The sequence below is a fragment of the Ruegeria sp. BB5 genome, from assembly GCF_056539405.1.
Genome location: NZ_JBQFUX010000005.1, coordinates 72841 through 89695 on the forward strand (window position 1 = coordinate 72841; position 16855 = coordinate 89695).

Annotated in this window: 18 protein-coding genes; 12 read left to right on the forward strand and 6 right to left on the reverse strand. The window is 59.5% G+C overall.

Annotated elements, in window-relative coordinates:
- Positions 1-43 precede the first annotated feature (43 nt).
- The 4 genes from ACR0DL_RS13215 (at position 44) to ACR0DL_RS13230 (ending at position 3283) form a co-directional block, all read left to right on the forward strand.
- Complete coding sequence (locus tag ACR0DL_RS13215) at positions 44-1882, forward strand: glycerophosphodiester phosphodiesterase (RefSeq protein WP_480689578.1); 1839 nt, start codon at positions 44-46, stop codon at positions 1880-1882.
- Positions 1869-2429, forward strand: coding sequence for a hypothetical protein (locus tag ACR0DL_RS13220; RefSeq protein ID WP_480689580.1), 561 nt, complete (start codon positions 1869-1871; stop codon positions 2427-2429). The genes ACR0DL_RS13215 and ACR0DL_RS13220 overlap by 14 nt, the downstream gene beginning before the upstream one ends.
- 68 nt (positions 2430-2497) lie before the next feature.
- A complete protein-coding gene (locus ACR0DL_RS13225; protein ID WP_058281864.1) occupies positions 2498-2632 on the forward strand; it encodes an aa3-type cytochrome c oxidase subunit IV in 135 nt (44 codons plus the stop codon).
- Between the two features lie 18 nt (positions 2633-2650).
- The gene (locus ACR0DL_RS13230; RefSeq protein WP_170350684.1) at positions 2651-3283 is read left to right on the forward strand and encodes a hypothetical protein; all 633 of its coding nucleotides are present in this window, start codon (positions 2651-2653) and stop codon (positions 3281-3283) included.
- On the opposite strand, the gene ACR0DL_RS13235 is transcribed toward ACR0DL_RS13230, so the two are convergent.
- Both ACR0DL_RS13235 and ACR0DL_RS13240 read right to left on the reverse strand, forming a co-directional pair.
- Positions 3272-3604, reverse strand: a complete 333-nt coding sequence (locus ACR0DL_RS13235; RefSeq protein WP_170350769.1) for an AzlD domain-containing protein — start codon at positions 3602-3604, stop codon at positions 3272-3274. The genes ACR0DL_RS13230 and ACR0DL_RS13235 overlap by 12 nt on opposite strands.
- Complete coding sequence (locus tag ACR0DL_RS13240; protein WP_170551681.1) at positions 3601-4317, reverse strand: AzlC family ABC transporter permease; 717 nt, start codon at positions 4315-4317, stop codon at positions 3601-3603. The genes ACR0DL_RS13235 and ACR0DL_RS13240 overlap by 4 nt, the downstream gene beginning before the upstream one ends.
- A 49-nt stretch (positions 4318-4366) precedes the next feature.
- On the opposite strand from ACR0DL_RS13240, the gene ACR0DL_RS13245 reads away from it, so the two are divergent.
- The 4 genes from ACR0DL_RS13245 (at position 4367) to ACR0DL_RS13260 (ending at position 8811) form a co-directional block, all read left to right on the forward strand.
- Positions 4367-5254 carry a formate dehydrogenase accessory sulfurtransferase FdhD gene (locus ACR0DL_RS13245; protein WP_480689745.1) on the forward strand — a complete coding sequence of 296 codons (888 nt, stop codon included), beginning with the start codon at positions 4367-4369 and terminating at the stop codon, positions 5252-5254.
- A 352-nt stretch (positions 5255-5606) separates the two neighbouring features.
- Complete coding sequence (gene mobA, locus ACR0DL_RS13250) at positions 5607-6251, forward strand: molybdenum cofactor guanylyltransferase MobA (protein ID WP_480689582.1); 645 nt, start codon at positions 5607-5609, stop codon at positions 6249-6251.
- Positions 6248-6739 (forward strand): molybdopterin-guanine dinucleotide biosynthesis protein B, encoded by a 492-nt coding sequence (gene mobB / locus ACR0DL_RS13255; protein WP_480638702.1) that lies wholly within the window; start codon positions 6248-6250, stop codon positions 6737-6739. The genes mobA and mobB overlap by 4 nt, the downstream gene beginning before the upstream one ends.
- Positions 6736-8811 (forward strand): molybdenum cofactor synthesis domain-containing protein, encoded by a 2076-nt coding sequence (locus ACR0DL_RS13260; RefSeq protein WP_480689584.1) that lies wholly within the window; start codon positions 6736-6738, stop codon positions 8809-8811. The genes mobB and ACR0DL_RS13260 overlap by 4 nt, the downstream gene beginning before the upstream one ends.
- Here ACR0DL_RS13260 and ACR0DL_RS13265 read toward each other — a convergent pair.
- The 3 genes from ACR0DL_RS13265 to ACR0DL_RS13275 all read right to left on the reverse strand — a co-directional run bounded on the left by ACR0DL_RS13265 (position 8808) and on the right by ACR0DL_RS13275 (position 10907).
- Entirely contained in the window at positions 8808-9800 is a 993-nt protein-coding gene (locus tag ACR0DL_RS13265) for a hypothetical protein (protein ID WP_170361343.1), read from the reverse strand. The two genes, ACR0DL_RS13260 and ACR0DL_RS13265, sit on opposite strands and share 4 nt — an antisense overlap.
- Before the next feature lie 14 nt (positions 9801-9814).
- Positions 9815-10285 carry a transcription elongation factor GreA gene (gene greA, locus ACR0DL_RS13270; protein ID WP_058282071.1) on the reverse strand — a complete coding sequence of 157 codons (471 nt, stop codon included), beginning with the start codon at positions 10283-10285 and terminating at the stop codon, positions 9815-9817.
- A gap of 241 nt (positions 10286-10526) precedes the next feature.
- The gene (locus ACR0DL_RS13275; RefSeq protein ID WP_170361344.1) at positions 10527-10907 is read right to left on the reverse strand and encodes a VOC family protein; all 381 of its coding nucleotides are present in this window, start codon (positions 10905-10907) and stop codon (positions 10527-10529) included.
- Positions 10908-10991: 84 nt separating this feature from the next.
- Between ACR0DL_RS13275 and soxR the strand changes: the two genes are divergently transcribed.
- The 4 genes from soxR (at position 10992) to ACR0DL_RS13295 (ending at position 15848) form a co-directional block, all read left to right on the forward strand.
- Positions 10992-11447: a redox-sensitive transcriptional activator SoxR gene (soxR, locus tag ACR0DL_RS13280; RefSeq protein ID WP_480689586.1), complete on the forward strand. Its 456-nt coding sequence runs from the start codon at positions 10992-10994 to the stop codon at positions 11445-11447.
- Positions 11448-11582: 135 nt separating this feature from the next.
- A complete protein-coding gene (locus ACR0DL_RS13285; protein WP_480689588.1) occupies positions 11583-13229 on the forward strand; it encodes an electron transfer flavoprotein-ubiquinone oxidoreductase in 1647 nt (548 codons plus the stop codon).
- Between the two features lie 131 nt (positions 13230-13360).
- Positions 13361-15037, forward strand: a complete 1677-nt coding sequence (locus ACR0DL_RS13290; RefSeq protein ID WP_480689747.1) for a tetratricopeptide repeat protein — start codon at positions 13361-13363, stop codon at positions 15035-15037.
- Entirely contained in the window at positions 15027-15848 is an 822-nt protein-coding gene (locus tag ACR0DL_RS13295) for a 4-(cytidine 5'-diphospho)-2-C-methyl-D-erythritol kinase (protein WP_170350670.1), read from the forward strand. Before ACR0DL_RS13290 ends, ACR0DL_RS13295 begins: the two co-directional genes overlap by 11 nt.
- Here ACR0DL_RS13295 and ACR0DL_RS13300 read toward each other — a convergent pair.
- Entirely contained in the window at positions 15841-16839 is a 999-nt protein-coding gene (locus tag ACR0DL_RS13300) for a polyprenyl synthetase family protein (RefSeq protein WP_480638708.1), read from the reverse strand. The two genes, ACR0DL_RS13295 and ACR0DL_RS13300, sit on opposite strands and share 8 nt — an antisense overlap.
- Positions 16840-16855: the final 16 nt, after the last annotated feature.

A 16855-nucleotide genomic window follows, 5' to 3' on the forward strand; every position in this document is an offset into this window, starting at 1 on the left:
CGTCTGCGCAGCCTTGAATGAGTGCAACTTTCAAGGGGGCCACGTGACCAGTTTCTCAGACGTTACAACTGCCTACAGGCGCGCCTGGGCGCGCCGTCGCGTGTTCGTGCCGATCTACATCGCCGTGCGCCTGCTGCTGGTGGCATTGATTGCACCGGGCGTGGCGATCACCGTAAACCTTGCCGTATCGCTGTCGAATCAAACCGCGCTGACGGATCAGGCCATCGCCGCCTTTATCCTGTCACCCGCCGGTTTCATCGCTGCTGTTGCTGTGCTGAGCCTGTTTCTTCTGGCCGAAGTATTTGTTTTCTCGGTCATGACCGCATCGTTGCGGATGGGCGAAGCCGATCCATGGCGCGCGGGCAGTTCCGCCATCGGCCTGATCCTGTCGCGCCTTCCGGCACTATTTGGATTTGCAGTGCGGTTCGTGCTGCGCGTTCTGCTGCTGGTGCTGCCTTTTGCTGTGGTTGCAGCACTGATCGCGTGGTGGACGCTGACCGAATATGACATCAACTATTACCTGACCTTCCATCCGCCCTCGTTCTGGGTCGCGGTAGTGCTGATCGGGGCCGTGGTTCTGGTCATGGCTTGGGTGCTGATACGCAGGCTCTCGGCTTGGGCGCTGTCGCTGCATCTGGTCCTGTTTGAAAATGTCCACCCTGGGCATGCATTTAACATCAGCGCCAATCGGATGGAGGGCAAACGCGGGCGCCTCAAGATCGAACTGGCGATATGGCTGATCCTGCGTCTGATCATCGCCGCGCTGATTGCCTGGGTCGCGGGTATCCTGTTCGCCATCGTTCCCCTGCAGGGCGCCAGCCATCTGCGTCTGGCCTTGCTTTACAGCCTGTTGGTGGCAGGAGTTTGGTCATTGGCCGGATTGGTGCTGGCGGCGACTGCGTTGGGCGCGTTGGCAGTGTTGCTGGATGGTTTTTTTGAGATCAAGACAGACGAGCCATTGCATCCCGAACCCGGCAGTCTGCGTATTCCGCTGTTGGCAACCGTCGGCGCAGCCGTGGTGGCTGTGTTGATCGGGTTGTGGTTTGGTCAGCATTTGCTGGAACGTGTGCAAGCTCCCGACCGCGCCGAGGTCATCGGTCATCGCGGCGCGGCGGCGGTGCGCCCGGAAAACACCATGGCCGCAGTGCTCAAGGCCATCGAAGACGGTGCGGACTGGGTTGAAATCGATGTGCAGGAAACGGCGGATGACGTGGTGATCGTCGCCCATGATAGCGATTTCATGAAACTTGCGGGCGTGAACCTTAAGGTCTGGGATGCGACGATGGAGGATGTCGCCCAGATCGACATCGGCAGCTGGTTTGGTCCCGAATACGCCGATGAACGCACCCCGACTCTGCGTGAGGTGCTTGAGGCCGCAAAAGGTAAAGCCAAGGTCATCATCGAGCTGAAATATTACGGCCATGATGTCGATCTGGAAAACCGCGTGGTGGCCCTTGTCGAAGAGTTGGGGATGCAGGACGACATTGCCACCATGTCGCTGAAATACCCCGCCGTGCAAAAGATGAAGTCCATCCGCCCCGATTGGCGGGCTGGCGTTCTGGCGGCAACGGCGGTGGGTGACCTGACAGGGCTTGAGGGCGATTTCCTTGCCGTCAACGCCGCGATGGCGACGCCGGGTCTGGTGCGCTCGGTCCATGAGGCGGGCAAGGATATTTATGTCTGGACAGTGAATGATCCGTTGCAGATGTCGGCCATGGCCTCGATGGGGGTGGATGGGCTGATCACCGACCGTCCTGCAATGGCCAACGAGGTGCTGCGGGTGCGAGCTGAAATGGGCCCGGCCGAGCGGTTGCTGTTATGGATGGCGACCACTTTTGGCATGTCCATCGACACAGAGGCGATGCGCGATGAAAGCCCATAAGCTGGCGGCCTTGCTAGCAGTAATGGCCGCCCCGGCAACGGCACAGGAATTCATGCGAAACATCGAAATGCCAGCCCACCGCGCGCTGATCGCGCAACGTGGGGATGCCGAGCCCATTCCCTTTGAAACAGATGGCTGTTCCGGCGGTTTGTCGGCCAGTTGGCGCTTTGTGGCTGAAACCTTCCCCAATTTCAGCGCGCTATACGAGGCGCACCCGCCGTGGGAATATTGCTGCGTGAGCCATGACCGCGCCTATCACAACGCAGGCGGCGCATTGCAAGCCGAGGAAAGCTTTGACGCACGCCTGTCGGCGGATGACACGCTGCGCACCTGCGTCAAACAACACGGCGATGACCATGCCGAGGATTATGCCCAACGCTATGAAATGACCCCCGACCAGATTCGTACGGCACACTTCTTTACGGCCGAGGCGATGTATACCGCCGTGCGTTTGGGCGGCGGGCCCTGTTCCGGCCTGCCCTGGCGGTGGGGGTTTGGTTATCCGGGATGTTCCGTGTTTCAATCCGTGACCCCTGCGCGCGAATGACGTGGTGACAGGCCTCGATTTTTCGATTATCCAACATCTCAAACACGCGAATTAGGAATCTCTGAGTCATGGCTGAATACAAGCACGGCGAAATGGACATCACCGTCCAAACCAAAACCTTCAACGGTTTCATCAAGGCCACCACATGGTGCGTGGTTGCGATTGCTTTCCTTTGCCTGTTCCTGGCGGTCTTCGCCGCGTAATCCAAACCGGGGTCGACCGTGATCAGGATTTTGTTTGCCTGCCTTCTGGCGGCAACTGTTGCAGGCTGCACCGGGTCGCAGCGCCCTCAGGCAGATCAGTCAGAAGTCGTGGCACGGTCTTACCGTGATCCGGGTCCGTCGACGCTGACACTTTATACAATGATCAGCACCCGAACCGGTTCGGGGGCGCATACCTCGTTGATGATCAGTGGTAGTGAGCGGGTGATTTTTGACCCCGCAGGTTCATTCCGCGCGGATGTTGTGCCGATCAAGAACGACGTGCTGTACGGCATCACTCCAAATGTCGAGCGCGCCTATCGCAGCAGCCACGCGCGCGAAACGCATTTTGCGCGTATCCAAACCATCGAGGTCACCCCACAACAGGCGGAAATCGCCCTGCAGCTGGCCAAGCAGATGGGGCCGGTATCCAGTGCATACTGCGCCAACTCTACCTCTCGATTGTTGCAGCAGGTGCCAGGGTTCGAACAGATCGGAACCACGTTTTATCCGGTCAAACTGTCCGAGCAATTCGGCCAGATACCGGGGGTGTCCACCACCGAGTATCGCGAAAATGACGATGCCGATCTGCAAAAGGGTCTGGCGGCGAACAATGCCCTGCTGAACCAGCAGAGCGGTGCGCTAGCCCAATAGGTACAGCAGCGCGTAAAGGGTCGCGGCCCCGGAAAAGATCGCGGCAAGCACGTTTTTCGTAATCAACCCGGCCATCAGCGCGACAGCGGCTGCCGCCATGCGCGGTATGTCCGGCTGGCCGCCAGTTGCGGTCGGCCATACCACCAGCGGCGCGATCAGGGCAGGCAGGATCGCCACGGCGGTATAGCGTAAATGGCGCAGCAGCCAGGGGGGCATCGGGCGATCGCCGACCAGTCCGAGGAACACGAACCGCAGGCCGTAGCTGCCCAAAGCCAGCCCGACGATGATGATCCACATGGTGACCGGATCGACCGCGTTCATGACGTGACCTTTCTGCGTTCCAGCCACAATTCCGCCTGCGCCCCGGCCATCATACCGATGCATCCGGCCACCAGCAGACCCAGATTATAGGGCACAGCAACCGTCAGCAGCGAGACCGTTATGGCAACTAAAGCCGCCACAACATGCGGCAGTGTGCGCATCATCGGTCCGATCATAGCCAGAAAGGTAATCGGCAAGGCGAAATCCAGCGCCCAGCTTTCGGGTATTCGCGTGCCCAACACTGCCCCCAGATAAGTGGACAGTATCCACAAAGGTGTGATCGGTGAGACCGAGCCAAAGAAATAGGCCATGCGTTGAGGTACGGTCATGTTGGGCTCTTTTTCGAACCGGACCATGCAGCTGGCGTAGGACTGGTCCACGACCAGATATGCGCCAATGGCGCGTTGCCATAGTGGCGCGGCCCCCAGATACGGCGTCAGCGAGGCTGAATACATCGCCATCCGCAGGTTCACAGCCAGCGCCGAAGCCAGGATAATCAGGGTTGGCGCATTGTCTTGCAGCAGTTGCAAGGCCGCGAATTGCGCGGCCCCGGCGAAAACCGTTGCCGTGAACGCCATCGTCTGAATGATGGTCAGCCCGGTTTCGGTGGCGAATACCCCGAACAAGGTGCCGAAAGGGATGGCGACGAAAATGAACGGGGTCCCGTCGCGAAAACCCTTCCAATAGTATGACTTGGATGTGGTGTCTGCCATGGTTAAATCCTATGGTGATAGCCGCAGCAGTAGCGGTCTTGGGAAAGGGTTGCAATTGGCCAAGGAACTGGATGTCTCGGACTACATCATCGCCCCCGATCCCGGCGCGGCCCGCCTGACCCGCGCGGTCGAGGGCGTGGACCAGAATGGAGAGGTCAGCCAGATCTCGGTTGTCGAAGAGCGCCCTTTGACGATTTTCCTGAATTCCCAGGAAATCGTGACCGCGATGACCATAGGCGACTATCCGGAATATCTGGCGCTGGGGTTCCTGCGCAATCAGGGCATGTTGCTGGATGATGATCAGATCACGCGGGTCGATTATGACGACGATCTGGAAACCGTGATCGTCCGCACCGCGCGCGAGACGTCATACGAGGACAAGCTGAAGAAAAAGACCCGCACCAGCGGTTGCGCAGTCGGCACCGTGTTCGGCGACATGATGGAGGGGCTCGAGGATGTGCGCCTGCCGCAAGTTCAAGTGCGGACATCATGGCTGTATGAGCTGGCGGCCAAGATCAACCGAACCCCGTCGCTGTATCTTGAGGCCGGGGCGATCCACGGAACGGTTCTGTGCCTTGAAAACCGCCCTTTGGTCTACATGGAGGATGTCGGCCGCCACAACGCTGTCGACAAGATCACGGGCTGGATGCTGTCCGAGCGTGAGGCGGCGGACGACAAGATCCTCTACACCACTGGCCGTCTGACATCCGAGATGGTGATAAAAACCGCTATGATGGGCATCCCGGTGCTGGCGTCGCGGTCCGGTTTCACCGCCTGGGGCGTCGAGATCGCCCGCGAGGTCGGCCTGACCCTGATTGGCCGCATGCGCGGTCAGCGGTTTGTGTGTCTGTCGGGCGAGGATCGGTTGCTGCGCGATGTGGACCCCGCAAGCGTGGCGGTTGAGGATAAGAAGCATCGCAGGAAGAGTGCGGGGTAACCATGTCGGAAAACTTGTTAATAGTGCCGTTGATCTTGGGGCCATTCGTGGTTTTTGGCATAGCAGGATTTTGGATTGCGGCCCGGCTTTGGTGGCCTCTTTTGGCAAGACTCGACATACCCCGGCGCAACCGAAGAGTGTCACGAAATCTGTTGTTTTCAGGATGCATAAACGGCACGCCGGAAATAATTTCAGAACTGAAAAGATGTAGACGCGCTTTCGCAGTTTTGTTCTCCGTATTTTTTGTGTTTTCCTATTTTTTCTTCGGATTTTACGCCGCGATGTTCTTTTTGACCTTCTCTGGCGTCAATTTCCTGACGACGCGGCCCCATGAACTCCCGGAGATCTCCACATGACTTGCCCTCTCGGAGTTATCCTCGCAGGCGGCCTTGCCACCCGGATGGGCGGCGGTGACAAAGGTCTGTTGCAGATCGGCGGGCAAAGCCTGCTGTCCCATGTGATCGACAGGCTTGCGCCGCAAGTGGATGGCCTTGCGCTGAATGCCAATGGAGATCCCGAGCGGTTCGCTGATCTGGGCTTGCCCATTCTGCCTGACACGATCGAAGGGTTCGCGGGGCCTTTGGCGGGCGTTCTGGCCGGGCTGGATTGGGCGGCCACGCAAGGGGCTGACTGTATTGTCACCGCTGCCGCTGACACGCCGTTTTTTCCGCGCGATCTGGTCGCGCGACTGACCGACGCTGCCCAGGGGCAAACGCTTCCGCTGGTGCTGGCCACAACGCCACGCACCGGGGATGAGGCGTTGAAATCCGGTGGTGGAAAACGGGTCAATCGGCACCCGACCTTTGGTCTCTGGCCCGTGGCATTACGCGACGATCTGCGGGATGCGCTGAATGACGGCCTGCGCAAGGTCGTGCTGTGGACCGACAAACATGACGGGCGCGAGGCGCTGTTCCCGGCCGATCCCTTTGATCCGTTCTTCAACGTCAACACACCCGACGATCTGGCGCGGGCGGAACAACTGCTGGAGCAGGCATGAAGGTTTACGGCGTCACCGGCTGGAAAAACGCGGGCAAGACTGGGTTGATGGAGCGGCTGGTGACTGAGATCACCGGGCGCGGCTTTACCGTTTCGACCCTGAAACACGCCCATCACAATGTCGATGTCGATCAGCCGGGCACTGACAGCTATCGTCACCGCGTTGCGGGCGCGTCCGAGGTTCTGCTGGCCTCGGGTCAGCGCGTCGCGATCATGCAAGAGCTGCGCGGCGTGCCCGAGCCTCCATTGAATGAGTTACTAGAGCGACTGTCGCCAGTCGATCTAGTGTTGATCGAGGGGTTTAAAAGCGAGGCCCACCCCAAGGTCGAAGCCTATCGGGCCGTGGCCGCGAACCCGTTGATGGCGCCTGAGAACGCGACGATCCGCGCCGTCGCAAGTGACACGCCGCTCGATGTGGTTGTGCCGGTCTTTGACCTGAATGACACCGCAGCCATCGCCGATTTCATTCTGCAAGAGGTTGGTTTGTGACCGGTTTCGATAGTTTTGCCATGGTCGATTGGTCCGGTGGCAATGACACCGGCCTTTCCGAACGCAAGGATGCCATCTGGGCCTGTGTGGTGCGTAAGGGCAGGGCGGAAGAACCGACATACCTTAGAAACCGCAAGATTGCCGAGGAATGGCTGCACGACCTGATTGCGGATGAGATTGCCTCAGGACGGCGGCTGTGTCTGGGGTTCGATTTCCCCTTTGGCTATCCCAAAGGGTTCGCCCGTGCGCTGACCGGATCGGATGATCCGTTGCGGTTGTGGGACTGGTTCGAGAGCCGGATCGAGGATTCGCCAAAAGCCAACAACCGGTTTGATTTGGCCGGAGAGATTAACCGCCGTTTTGGCGGCAAGGGTCCGTTCTGGTTCAATGGCCTGCGACGCGGCATCGACGGTCTGCCCAAAAACAAGGCGGACTATCACAACCCATTTCTCGAACGCCGTTGCGTCGAACTGAACCCCGAAACCAAGGGCAGCTTTACGTGTTGGCAAATGGGCGGGGCCGGTGCTGTGGGTGGTCAGGTCATGACTGGCCTGCCGGTTCTGGCCCGTCTGCGCCGCGCATTTACCGGACAAATCTCGGTCTGGCCGTTCGAGCCGCTGGACACCCCAGTCGCCTTTGTGGAAATCTGGCCCTCGCTTACCCTGGGGGCCGGGCCGAAAGACCGGATCAAGGACGCCTGGCAGGTGGAACAGGTCGCACTGTCACTGGCCGGGATGCGACCCGAGGAATTGGAGAACCATCTGAACGTCAACGCAGCAGAGGAAGGCTGGATTTTGGGAGTGTCACAACGCAAGCCGGATATTGCCCCACCGCCCCTGCGCAACGATTGCTTTGCTTTGCCTGCCGGGGTGAGCTGGACGCCGGTGGATGACGCGCTGGCCCTGCTGCGCCAGCGGCTGACGGTAGTTGTGCCTGTTGAAACAATTGCGCTCCCGCAGGCTATGGGGCGCATTCTGGCAGAGGATATCATCGCTAAACGCTCGAACCCGCCGCAGCCGAATACGGCCGTTGACGGCTATGGATTTGCGGGCGCGATGACCGAGGGTGCGCAAGTGATGCCATTGCATCCGGGCCGCGCGGCTGCAGGTATCCCGTTTGATGGCACGGTGCCGCATGGCCATGCGCTGCGGGTGTTGACCGGCGCGGCGTTGCCTGCGGGTGTGGATACGGTCATTTTAGAAGAGGACGTGACCGTACAAGATGGCCACATCGCTTTTCACGGCCCCCTGAAACAGGGTGCAAACACCCGCCGTGCAGGTGAGGACGTGACCGCGGGCGATCTGGTTCTGTCTGCCGGGCGAAGGTTGACGCCCGCCGATCTGGCGTTGTTGTCGGCTACCGGAATTGCAAAAGTTCCAGTGCGCAAGACGCTGCGTGTGGCGGTGCTGTCGACCGGTGATGAACTGATCGAACCCGGAGACAAGGCCGGGCCAGGCCAGATATTCGATGCCAACCGCCCGATGCTGTTGTCACTGATCGACCGCATGGGGTTTCAGCCGGTGGATATGGGGCGGGTTTCTGATGACCGGGAAGATTTGCGCGATCGCCTGAATGCGGCGGCGGAACAGGCGGATGTAATCCTGACCAGCGGTGGCGCGTCAGCCGGGGATGAGGATCACGTATCGGCCCTGTTGCGGCAGGCGGGGGCGATGCAGGAATGGAGGATAGCGCTCAAACCGGGGCGGCCGCTGGCTCTGGGATTGTGGGAAGGCACACCGGTCTTTGGCCTGCCCGGTAATCCGGTTGCGGCTAAGGTCTGCACCCTGATCTTTGCGCGCCCGGCTTTGGGTCTGATGGCGGGTGAGGGCTGGCAGGACCCACAGGGGTTCGATCTGCCCGCCGCCTTTGAAAAACGCAAGAAACCGGGCCGCCGCGAATATCTGCGCGCCCGAGTGCGCGATGGCCGGGTCGAGGTGTTTGCCTCTGAAGGATCGGGCCGGATCAGCGGGCTCAGCTGGGCCGAAGGGCTGGTCGAGATCGAGGACGGCGCGCGCGATATCAAACCGGGCGATTTAGTCCGGTTCATCCCCTATGGCAGTTTCGGCCTTTAGTCGAAGGTTCCGGCCACACGCCCCAGTAACATGAAGGCTCGCGCCGTTCGGGTCTCACCCAATGCGGTCAGGTCGGCATCGCTGGCCTCAGGTTCAAAAGCCACGATCATGTGGTCAAAGCGGCGCAGAAAATGATGTGCGGCGTCGCGAAAAATCGGGTCCTGCTTCATCCGCGCCGCCGTCAGCGCAAGCGACGACCGATCCCGAATACCGCCCAAAGCCGCCACCGAGCGACCACGGGCACCCTGCGCGAATTGCCGCCAGATCTCGGGGCGGGACATGTCGGGGCGCAGGTCATCCATATAGATGCCTTCCTGGCTGAGCAGCGTTAGAACGTCCTGCGAAGCCTGCACCAGTTGGGCGGTCTTGCGGTCCTTCAACGCCAGACGCAAGGCGTCGAACCCTTCGGCGTCATCCTGCGTTTCAGGGAAATTCAGCGCTCGGATGAAAATATCGGTGCTGAGTGGCGGCGCGATGTCCTCGGCCTGCGTACCCAGCTCCAACGAGGTTTGGTCGCCGGTTCCGTTTGACGCTGCCGCCCGCGCAGGTTCGCTACGTTTGGTCGAAAACGTGGCCAGTGTACTTTCGGTCTTTTTCGCGGATTCAGCGATTTCGTCCAACTTCTTGCTGACGGCCGGTTCGTGGGAAATGGCGGCCCGCTGTTGCTGGAGGACATAGGTCTGCCGGATCGCATCAATCGCAGTCTGCAGACGCTCGCTTTCTTCGCGCATGACGCGGCTGGCGCGCATCGCCGTAGCCGCGACCCAGATCATTGCTACCGGCATGAACACCGCCAGCAAGGTCACCACGAACCCACCGCCCTCGACGTCGTCGGGCAGCACCAGAAACACCACCGAAACCACCAGCCAGATCACGCTAAGCACGACGGCCGCAATCTCGATCTCGGTCACGGACGGCCGCGAGGGCTTGTCGTAAATACCCAACGACGTTGGCCGCTCGGCTTCCTGCTCTGGCGTGGGCTCGGACATGAAGGACGCTCCGGTCAGGCGTACTCGATACTCAGGACTTCGTAAGACCGCACGCCGCCGGGAGTGCGGACCTCGACGCTGTCGCCTTCGTCCTTGCCGATCAGGGCACGGGCAATGGGGGATTTGATGTTGAGCAAACCGTTTTCGATATTGGCCTCATACTCACCCACGATCTGCCAGGTCTTTTCCTCGTCAGTGTCCTCATCGACCAGCGTGACCTTGGCGCCGAATTTGATCGCACCGGACAGCTTGGCGGGGTCGATCACATCGGCCAGCGATAGGATGCCTTCCAGCTCTTTGATACGGCCTTCGATAAAGCCCTGTTTTTCGCGGGCCGAATGATATTCGGCGTTTTCCTTCAGGTCACCCAATTCGCGGGCCGTAGCAATGGCCTCGATGATAGCTGGGCGCTCAACGGATTTCAGGTTTTTCAGCTCTGCCGCAAGCGCGGCATTGCCCGTAGGCGTCATCGGAATTTTTTCCATGGTCTTGTCGTCCACGCATAAATTGATGCGCCCCGCCGCATGGAACCAGCGTCGGGGCGAATTGATGGGTTGGCAAATACCTGACCCAAATGAGGCGTGAATTGCAAGAGGTCTTGGCCCCGCAGCGGGCGGATTACGGCCTATGATGTTCGGGAAAAGTTTGAATCGCCAATACCCTGCCGCACTTCGCGCTCTCGGGAAATTGGCGATAACGAGTTTGTAAGATGTTTCCCGGAACGCCCTAGTTGTAACTAATCACTTCGAATTCGATGCCATTGTCGTCGTCAAAGTAGAACCGTTTTCCGGGCTCATAATCCGCATGTGACTTGGGCGTGAAGCCGGCTTTGATCACTTGCTGCTCGGTGGCGTCGATATCTTCGACCAAAACACCCACGTGGTTCAGCCCTCCAATGATGTCGTAACTGCTTTCGCCGGATGGCTGCGGATCGCTGGGCGCATAAAGCGCCAGATAGGTATGCGCGCTGCCCACATGCACGGTATAGCCGCCCGCAATGGCCGGGCCTTCCCAGCGGGTTTTCCAACCAAACACCGTGTGCATCCATGCGGCCGAAGCCTGCGGGTCGCGAACGGTGAAGTTGGTGTGTTCAAGCGTCGCCATCATGGGGTCTCCTTTGCGAATTGAGGCTTGTCACGACTCACTGTAATTTCTAAACCTAACTTTAGGTCAAGGGATTAAATGAGGATAATGGCAGTTTCCGAAGGGCTGGCAATTGGCGCATTGGCCCGGCGCACGGGGTTGGCTGTGTCGGCCATCCGGTACTACGAGGCGCAGGGGCTGATCGCGCCCTGGCGCAATGCGGGTGGGCAGCGGCGGTATCAGCGCGCTGATATTCGGCGGTTGAGTTTCATCATGATCGCCCAGCAGTTTGGCCTGACGTTGCCCGAGATCAAGGATGTTTTGTCCGACTTGCCTGGCAACCGCACACCAACGCCCAAGGATTGGAAGAAAATCAGTGTCGGGCTGCGTGACCGTCTGGATCAGCGAATCGCTACCTTGACGCGGTTGCGCGACAATCTGGATGGGTGCATCGGCTGTGGCTGCCTCAGCCTTCCGAAATGCGCCCTTTACAACCCGGACGACCGCGCCAAATGCCATGGTAGCGGTCCCAGGTACCTTATGGGGGACTCTCCCGATACATAACTGCCGCATTGCAGCAATGTTACGCCGTGTTTTGATTGACCAAGGTCTTAGCAACCATGTAATCAGCCGTGAAACAATATTGCGCCGACAGCATGTAGAAAGCGCCAATTCGGAAAGTTAGCTAAGGAGCCCGCGATGGCCGAGATTGAACGCGAAGCGATGGAATACGATGTGGTTATCGTGGGCGCAGGCCCGGCGGGCCTTTCGGCAGCCATCCGTCTGAAACAGCTGGACGCGGACCTGAACGTCGTTGTTCTGGAAAAAGGCTCGGAAGTGGGCGCGCATATCCTGTCGGGCGCGGTATTGGACCCCAGTGGTCTGGATGCACTGATCCCCGACTGGAAGGAAAAAGGCGCGCCGTTGAACACGCCGGTGACCGAAGACAATTTCTACATGCTGGGCGAGGCGGGTAAGATCCGTATTCCCAACTTCCCGATGCCGCCGCTGATGAACAACCACGGCAACTACATCGTCTCGATGGGGAATGTCTGCCGCTGGATGGCGGAACAGGCCGAAGAGCTGGGCGTGGAAATATTCCCCGGCATGGCGTGTTCAGAGCTGGTTTATGGTGACAATGGTGAAGTCAAAGGCGTTGTGGCCGGCGTCTTTGGCCTGGAAACCGATGGCTCATACGGCCCCAACACCGAACCTGGTATGGAGCTGCACGGCAAATATGTCTTCCTGTCCGAAGGCGTGCGCGGCTCGCTGTCCAAAGAGGTCATCGCCAAATACGACCTGCAGGCTGGCAAAGAGGTGCAAAAATACGGCGTGGGCATGAAAGAGATCTGGGAGATCGACCCCGCCAAGCACAAGGAAGGCACCGTCACGCATACGATGGGCTGGCCTCTGGGCAGCAACGCGGGCGGCGGATCCTTTATCTATCACCTTGAAAACAATCAGGTCTATGTCGGGTTTGTGGTTCACTTGAACTATAAAAACCCGCATCTGTACCCATATATGGAATTCCAGCGCTTCAAGCATCACCCGATGGTGGCCGAGCTGCTGAAGGGCGGCAAGCGCGTGGCCTATGGTGCCCGTGCAATCACCGAAGGCGGCTATCAGTCGATGCCGAAACTGGTAGCGCCGGGCGTGGCGCTGTTGGGCTGTTCGGCGGGCATGGTCAACGTGCCGCGCATCAAGGGCAATCACAACGCGATGCTGTCGGGCAAAGCCGCGGCCGAAGCTGCCTTTGACGCCATCAAGGCAGAACGCTCGGGCGATGAGCTGACCGACTACGAGACCGATGTGCGCAATGGCCCCATCGGCAGCGATCTGAAAAAGGTGCGAAACGTCAAGCCGATCTGGTCGAAATGGGGTCTGACTGCCAGCCTGATGCTGGGCGGTCTGGATATGTGGACCAACACGCTGGGCTTTTCGCTGTTGGGCACAGTGGGCCATGGCAAGAACGACGCGGATTCGACCGAAGAGGCCAGCAAACACAAGCCTATCGATTATCCCAAACCCGATGGCACGCTGTCGTTTGACCGCCTAACCAACGTCTCGTTTGCGATGACCAATCACGAGGAGAGCCAGCCCTGCCACCTGAAACTGGCGGACCCGGACATCCCGGTCAAAGTCAACCTGCCCAAATACGACGAACCGGCGCAGCGCTATTGCCCGGCGGGTGTGTATGAGATGGTCGAGGATGAAGGTAATCCGCGCTTCGTGATCAACTTCCAGAACTGCGTCCACTGCAAGACCTGCGACATCAAGGACCCCAGCAAGAACATCACCTGGACCACGCCGCAGGGTGGCGACGGGCCAAACTATCCAAATATGTAAGCAAAAAACCGGGCACTGGCAGGGTCGTGAAGGCTCTGCCATTGCCTCTTGCCAGCCAAAGCCCTAGCTTGTTGCGCAGACAAGAATAGCAAGGCAGGATTTTGGTGATTTCTCTGGTTCGTCGCACCGCAATGGCTGCGCTCTTCACCTCGTCGATTGTGCTTCCAGCTGTGGCGGATTCGGGGTCCGGTGCGTATTTGGCTGGCCGTCAGGCCATCTATCAGAACGACTATTCAGCCGCTGAAAAATACTATGCGCAGGCCCTGAAAGCCGATCCTGAAAATGCAGCATTGTTGGAAAGCGTGGTTGTCGCACGGCTGGCGCTGGGCGATGTGGCACGCGCGCTACCTGTTGCGCAGATGATTGAGGATGCCGGTCTGCCCAGTCAGGCAGCAAGGATGGTGATCACCGCCAATCTGGTGGCCGACGGCAAACTGGATGAATTGCTGGCCCGTGATCCCGAAACGCAAGGCGTGGGGCCTTTGGTCGACGGTTTGGTACAGGGATGGGCATACATTGGCCAAGGGGCCATGACCCGCGCGATGGAGCAGTTTGACGAGGTCGCAACGCAGGATGGCTTGCGCGACTTTGCACTGTACCACAAGGCGCTGGCGCTGGCCTCGGTTGGCGATTTTGAAGGGGCCGAAGAAGTATTCACGGCCCATAACGGTGCGGTTGCCCGCTTTTCGCGACGGGCCGCTTTGGCCCGGGCCGAGGTTTTGTCGCAACTGGACCGCAATGAAGAGGCACAGAAATTTCTGGGTGAGGTATTTGCGGCCGGCAGCGACCCGTCGATCGAAGGTTATGTGGCGCGCCTGTCCGATGGTGATACCCTGCCGTTCACCCATGTTCGATCGGCGCAAGATGGCATGGCCGAGGTTTTCTTTTCCGTTGGCGCAGCGCTGAGCAATGAGGCGGCGCAGAACTATGTCCTGCTTTATGTGCGCACGGCTGCGTTCCTGCGTCCAGGACATGTGGATGCGATCTTGCTGAGTGCCGAATTGCTGGACGTGCTGGAGCAATATGATCTGGCCGTGGAAGCCTATCGTCAGGTGCCCGCCAGCAGCAGTGATTATCACGCGGCTGAACTTGGCCGGGCCGAGGTGCTTAGCCGGTCGGACAAAAAGGATGCTGCTGCCGAGGTGTTGCAGACCCTGGCCAGCCAGAACCCAAACCTGCCCAGCGTTCATGTAGCTCTGGCCGATCTGCAACGCCAGCAAGAAGAATACACCAGCGCTGTCGCGTCTTATGATCGTGCCATCGAACTGACCGAGGGTGGGAACTGGTTTTTGCACTATGCCCGCGGCATCTCGCACGAACGGCTCAAGCAATGGGATCAGGCCGAGACCGATTTCCGCCGCGCGCTAGAGTTGAACCCAGATCAGCCGCAGGTGCTGAACTATTTGGGATATTCCCTGGTCGAACGGCGCGAAAAACTGGATGAGGCGCTGAACATGATCGAACGCGCTGTCGCGGCGCGCCCCGACAGCGGTTACATTGTCGACAGTCTGGGCTGGGTCCTGTTCCGTCTGGGCCGCTATGATGAGGCGGTCGAACATATGGAGCGCGCGGTTGAGCTGATGGCGGTTGATCCAGTGGTGAACGATCATCTGGGTGATGTTTATTGGGCTGTGGGCCGCGCGCGCGAGGCTGAGTTCCAGTGGAAACGCGCCCTGTCCTTCATTGATCCTGAAGACACGGATGCCGAGGCTGATCCCGACCGTATCCGTCGCAAGCTGGAGATTGGCCTCGACGAGGTTCTGGCCGAAGAAGGGGCGGAACCGTTGAAGGTCGCCAATGGCAACTAAGGCCTTCGCGCCCGCCAAGATCAACCTGACTCTGCATGTGACCGGCCAGCGGGTTGATGGATATCACCTGTTGGATTCGCTGGTCGTATTTGCTGATGTGGGCGACAGGTTGCAGTTTACACCAGGCCCTGAATTGTCGATCTCAGTCACCGGAGAACACGCGGCAGGCGTGCCTGCGGACAGTCGCAATCTGGTCTGGAAAGCGGCCCAAGCCGCCGGGTGGACGGGCCATATCGATCTGAACAAGGTGCTGCCGCATGGTGGCGGGATTGGCGGCGGTTCGTCTGACGCCGCCGCGACCCTTTGGGCGTTGTCTGGTCAGGGGGTCAACATACCAGAGGACCTGCCTGTTTCTCTGGGTGCTGATGTACCTGTTTGCATGGCCGCCCAAGCGACACGAATGCAGGGAATTGGCGATAGGCTAACGTCCGTGTCCCTTCCGAATTTGCCCGCAGTTCTGGTCAACCCGGGTATTCCGGTGCCCACATCTTCGGTGTTCGAGGCATTGGCCCGGCGGGACAACCTGCCCATGCCGATTGATATCCCGGAATTCGAGAATGCCGGGGCCTGCGCCGAATGGTTGCGTGACCAGCGGAATGATCTGGAAATCCCCGCAATGGGCATCGCCCGCGAAATTGAGTTTGCGCTGGATTCACTGCGATTGACTACGCGGGCGCTGTTGGCCCGCATGTCGGGGTCAGGTTCGACCTGTTTCGCGCTCTATCCCACAATGAAAGACGCGCATTTTGCAGCGTACGAGATCGGCGCGGCCCATCCCGATTGGTGGTGCCGTGCGGTGCAGCTTAATTGAGGCGCGAAACCACGTAATCGGCCAGATCACGCAGCAGCTTGCGAATCTCATGATCGGGCAGGGGCGCCAGCGCATCCTTGGCCTTGGCGGCCCAGTCGAACGCATCTGACCGGGTGGCGTCAAGCGTGCCGTATTTTCCCATCAGGCTCAGCGCGTGGTCCAGGTCACCCTCTTCTTGGCGACCCCGGCCAATCGTGCGCTCCCAAAAGACATGTTCATCAGGGGTGGCTTGCGCCACGGCCTTGATCACCGGCAGGGTCAACTTGCGTTCGCGGAAATCGTCGCCGACATTTTTACCGGTGGCCTTGCTATCACCTTGATAATCTAGCAGATCATCAGCGATCTGGAAGGCAATACCCAAAGCATCGCCATAGTCATACAGCGCCTTGACCTGTTCCTCAGACGCTCCGGCGATTACACCGCCAACCTCGGTCGCGGCAGAGAACAGGGCGGCGGTCTTGCCACGTACAACCTGCAGGTAAATCGCCTCATCCGTGCCCAGATCGGTGGCCGCGGTCATCTGCAACACTTCACCTTCGGCAATGGTGGCCGAGGCATTGGCCAGAATGTCCAGAACACGCAGTGACCCGGTCTCAACCATCAACTGGAAACTGCGGGAGAACAGGTAATCGCCCACCAGAACGCTGGATTTGTTGTCCCACAGCAGGTTCGCCGTTGGGCGGCCACGCCGCTGGGCGCTTTCGTCCACCACATCGTCATGCAGTAGGGTTGCCGTGTGGATGAACTCAACCGTCGCGGCCAGCCGCACATGGTGGTCGCCCGCGTAACCGAACAGACGTGCGGCCGCCAGGGTCAGCATCGGACGCAGACGTTTGCCACCGGCCTCAACCAGATGTGCTGTCACTTCGGGGATGCGTGGCGCGTGATCAGAGACCATGCGCGTGCGGATCAGCTCATTCACCGCAGCCATTTCGCTGGTCAGAAGGTCAGCCAACCGCTCATGCGGTTTTGTGATCGCGTCGATTTCCATCACACTCCTGATACAA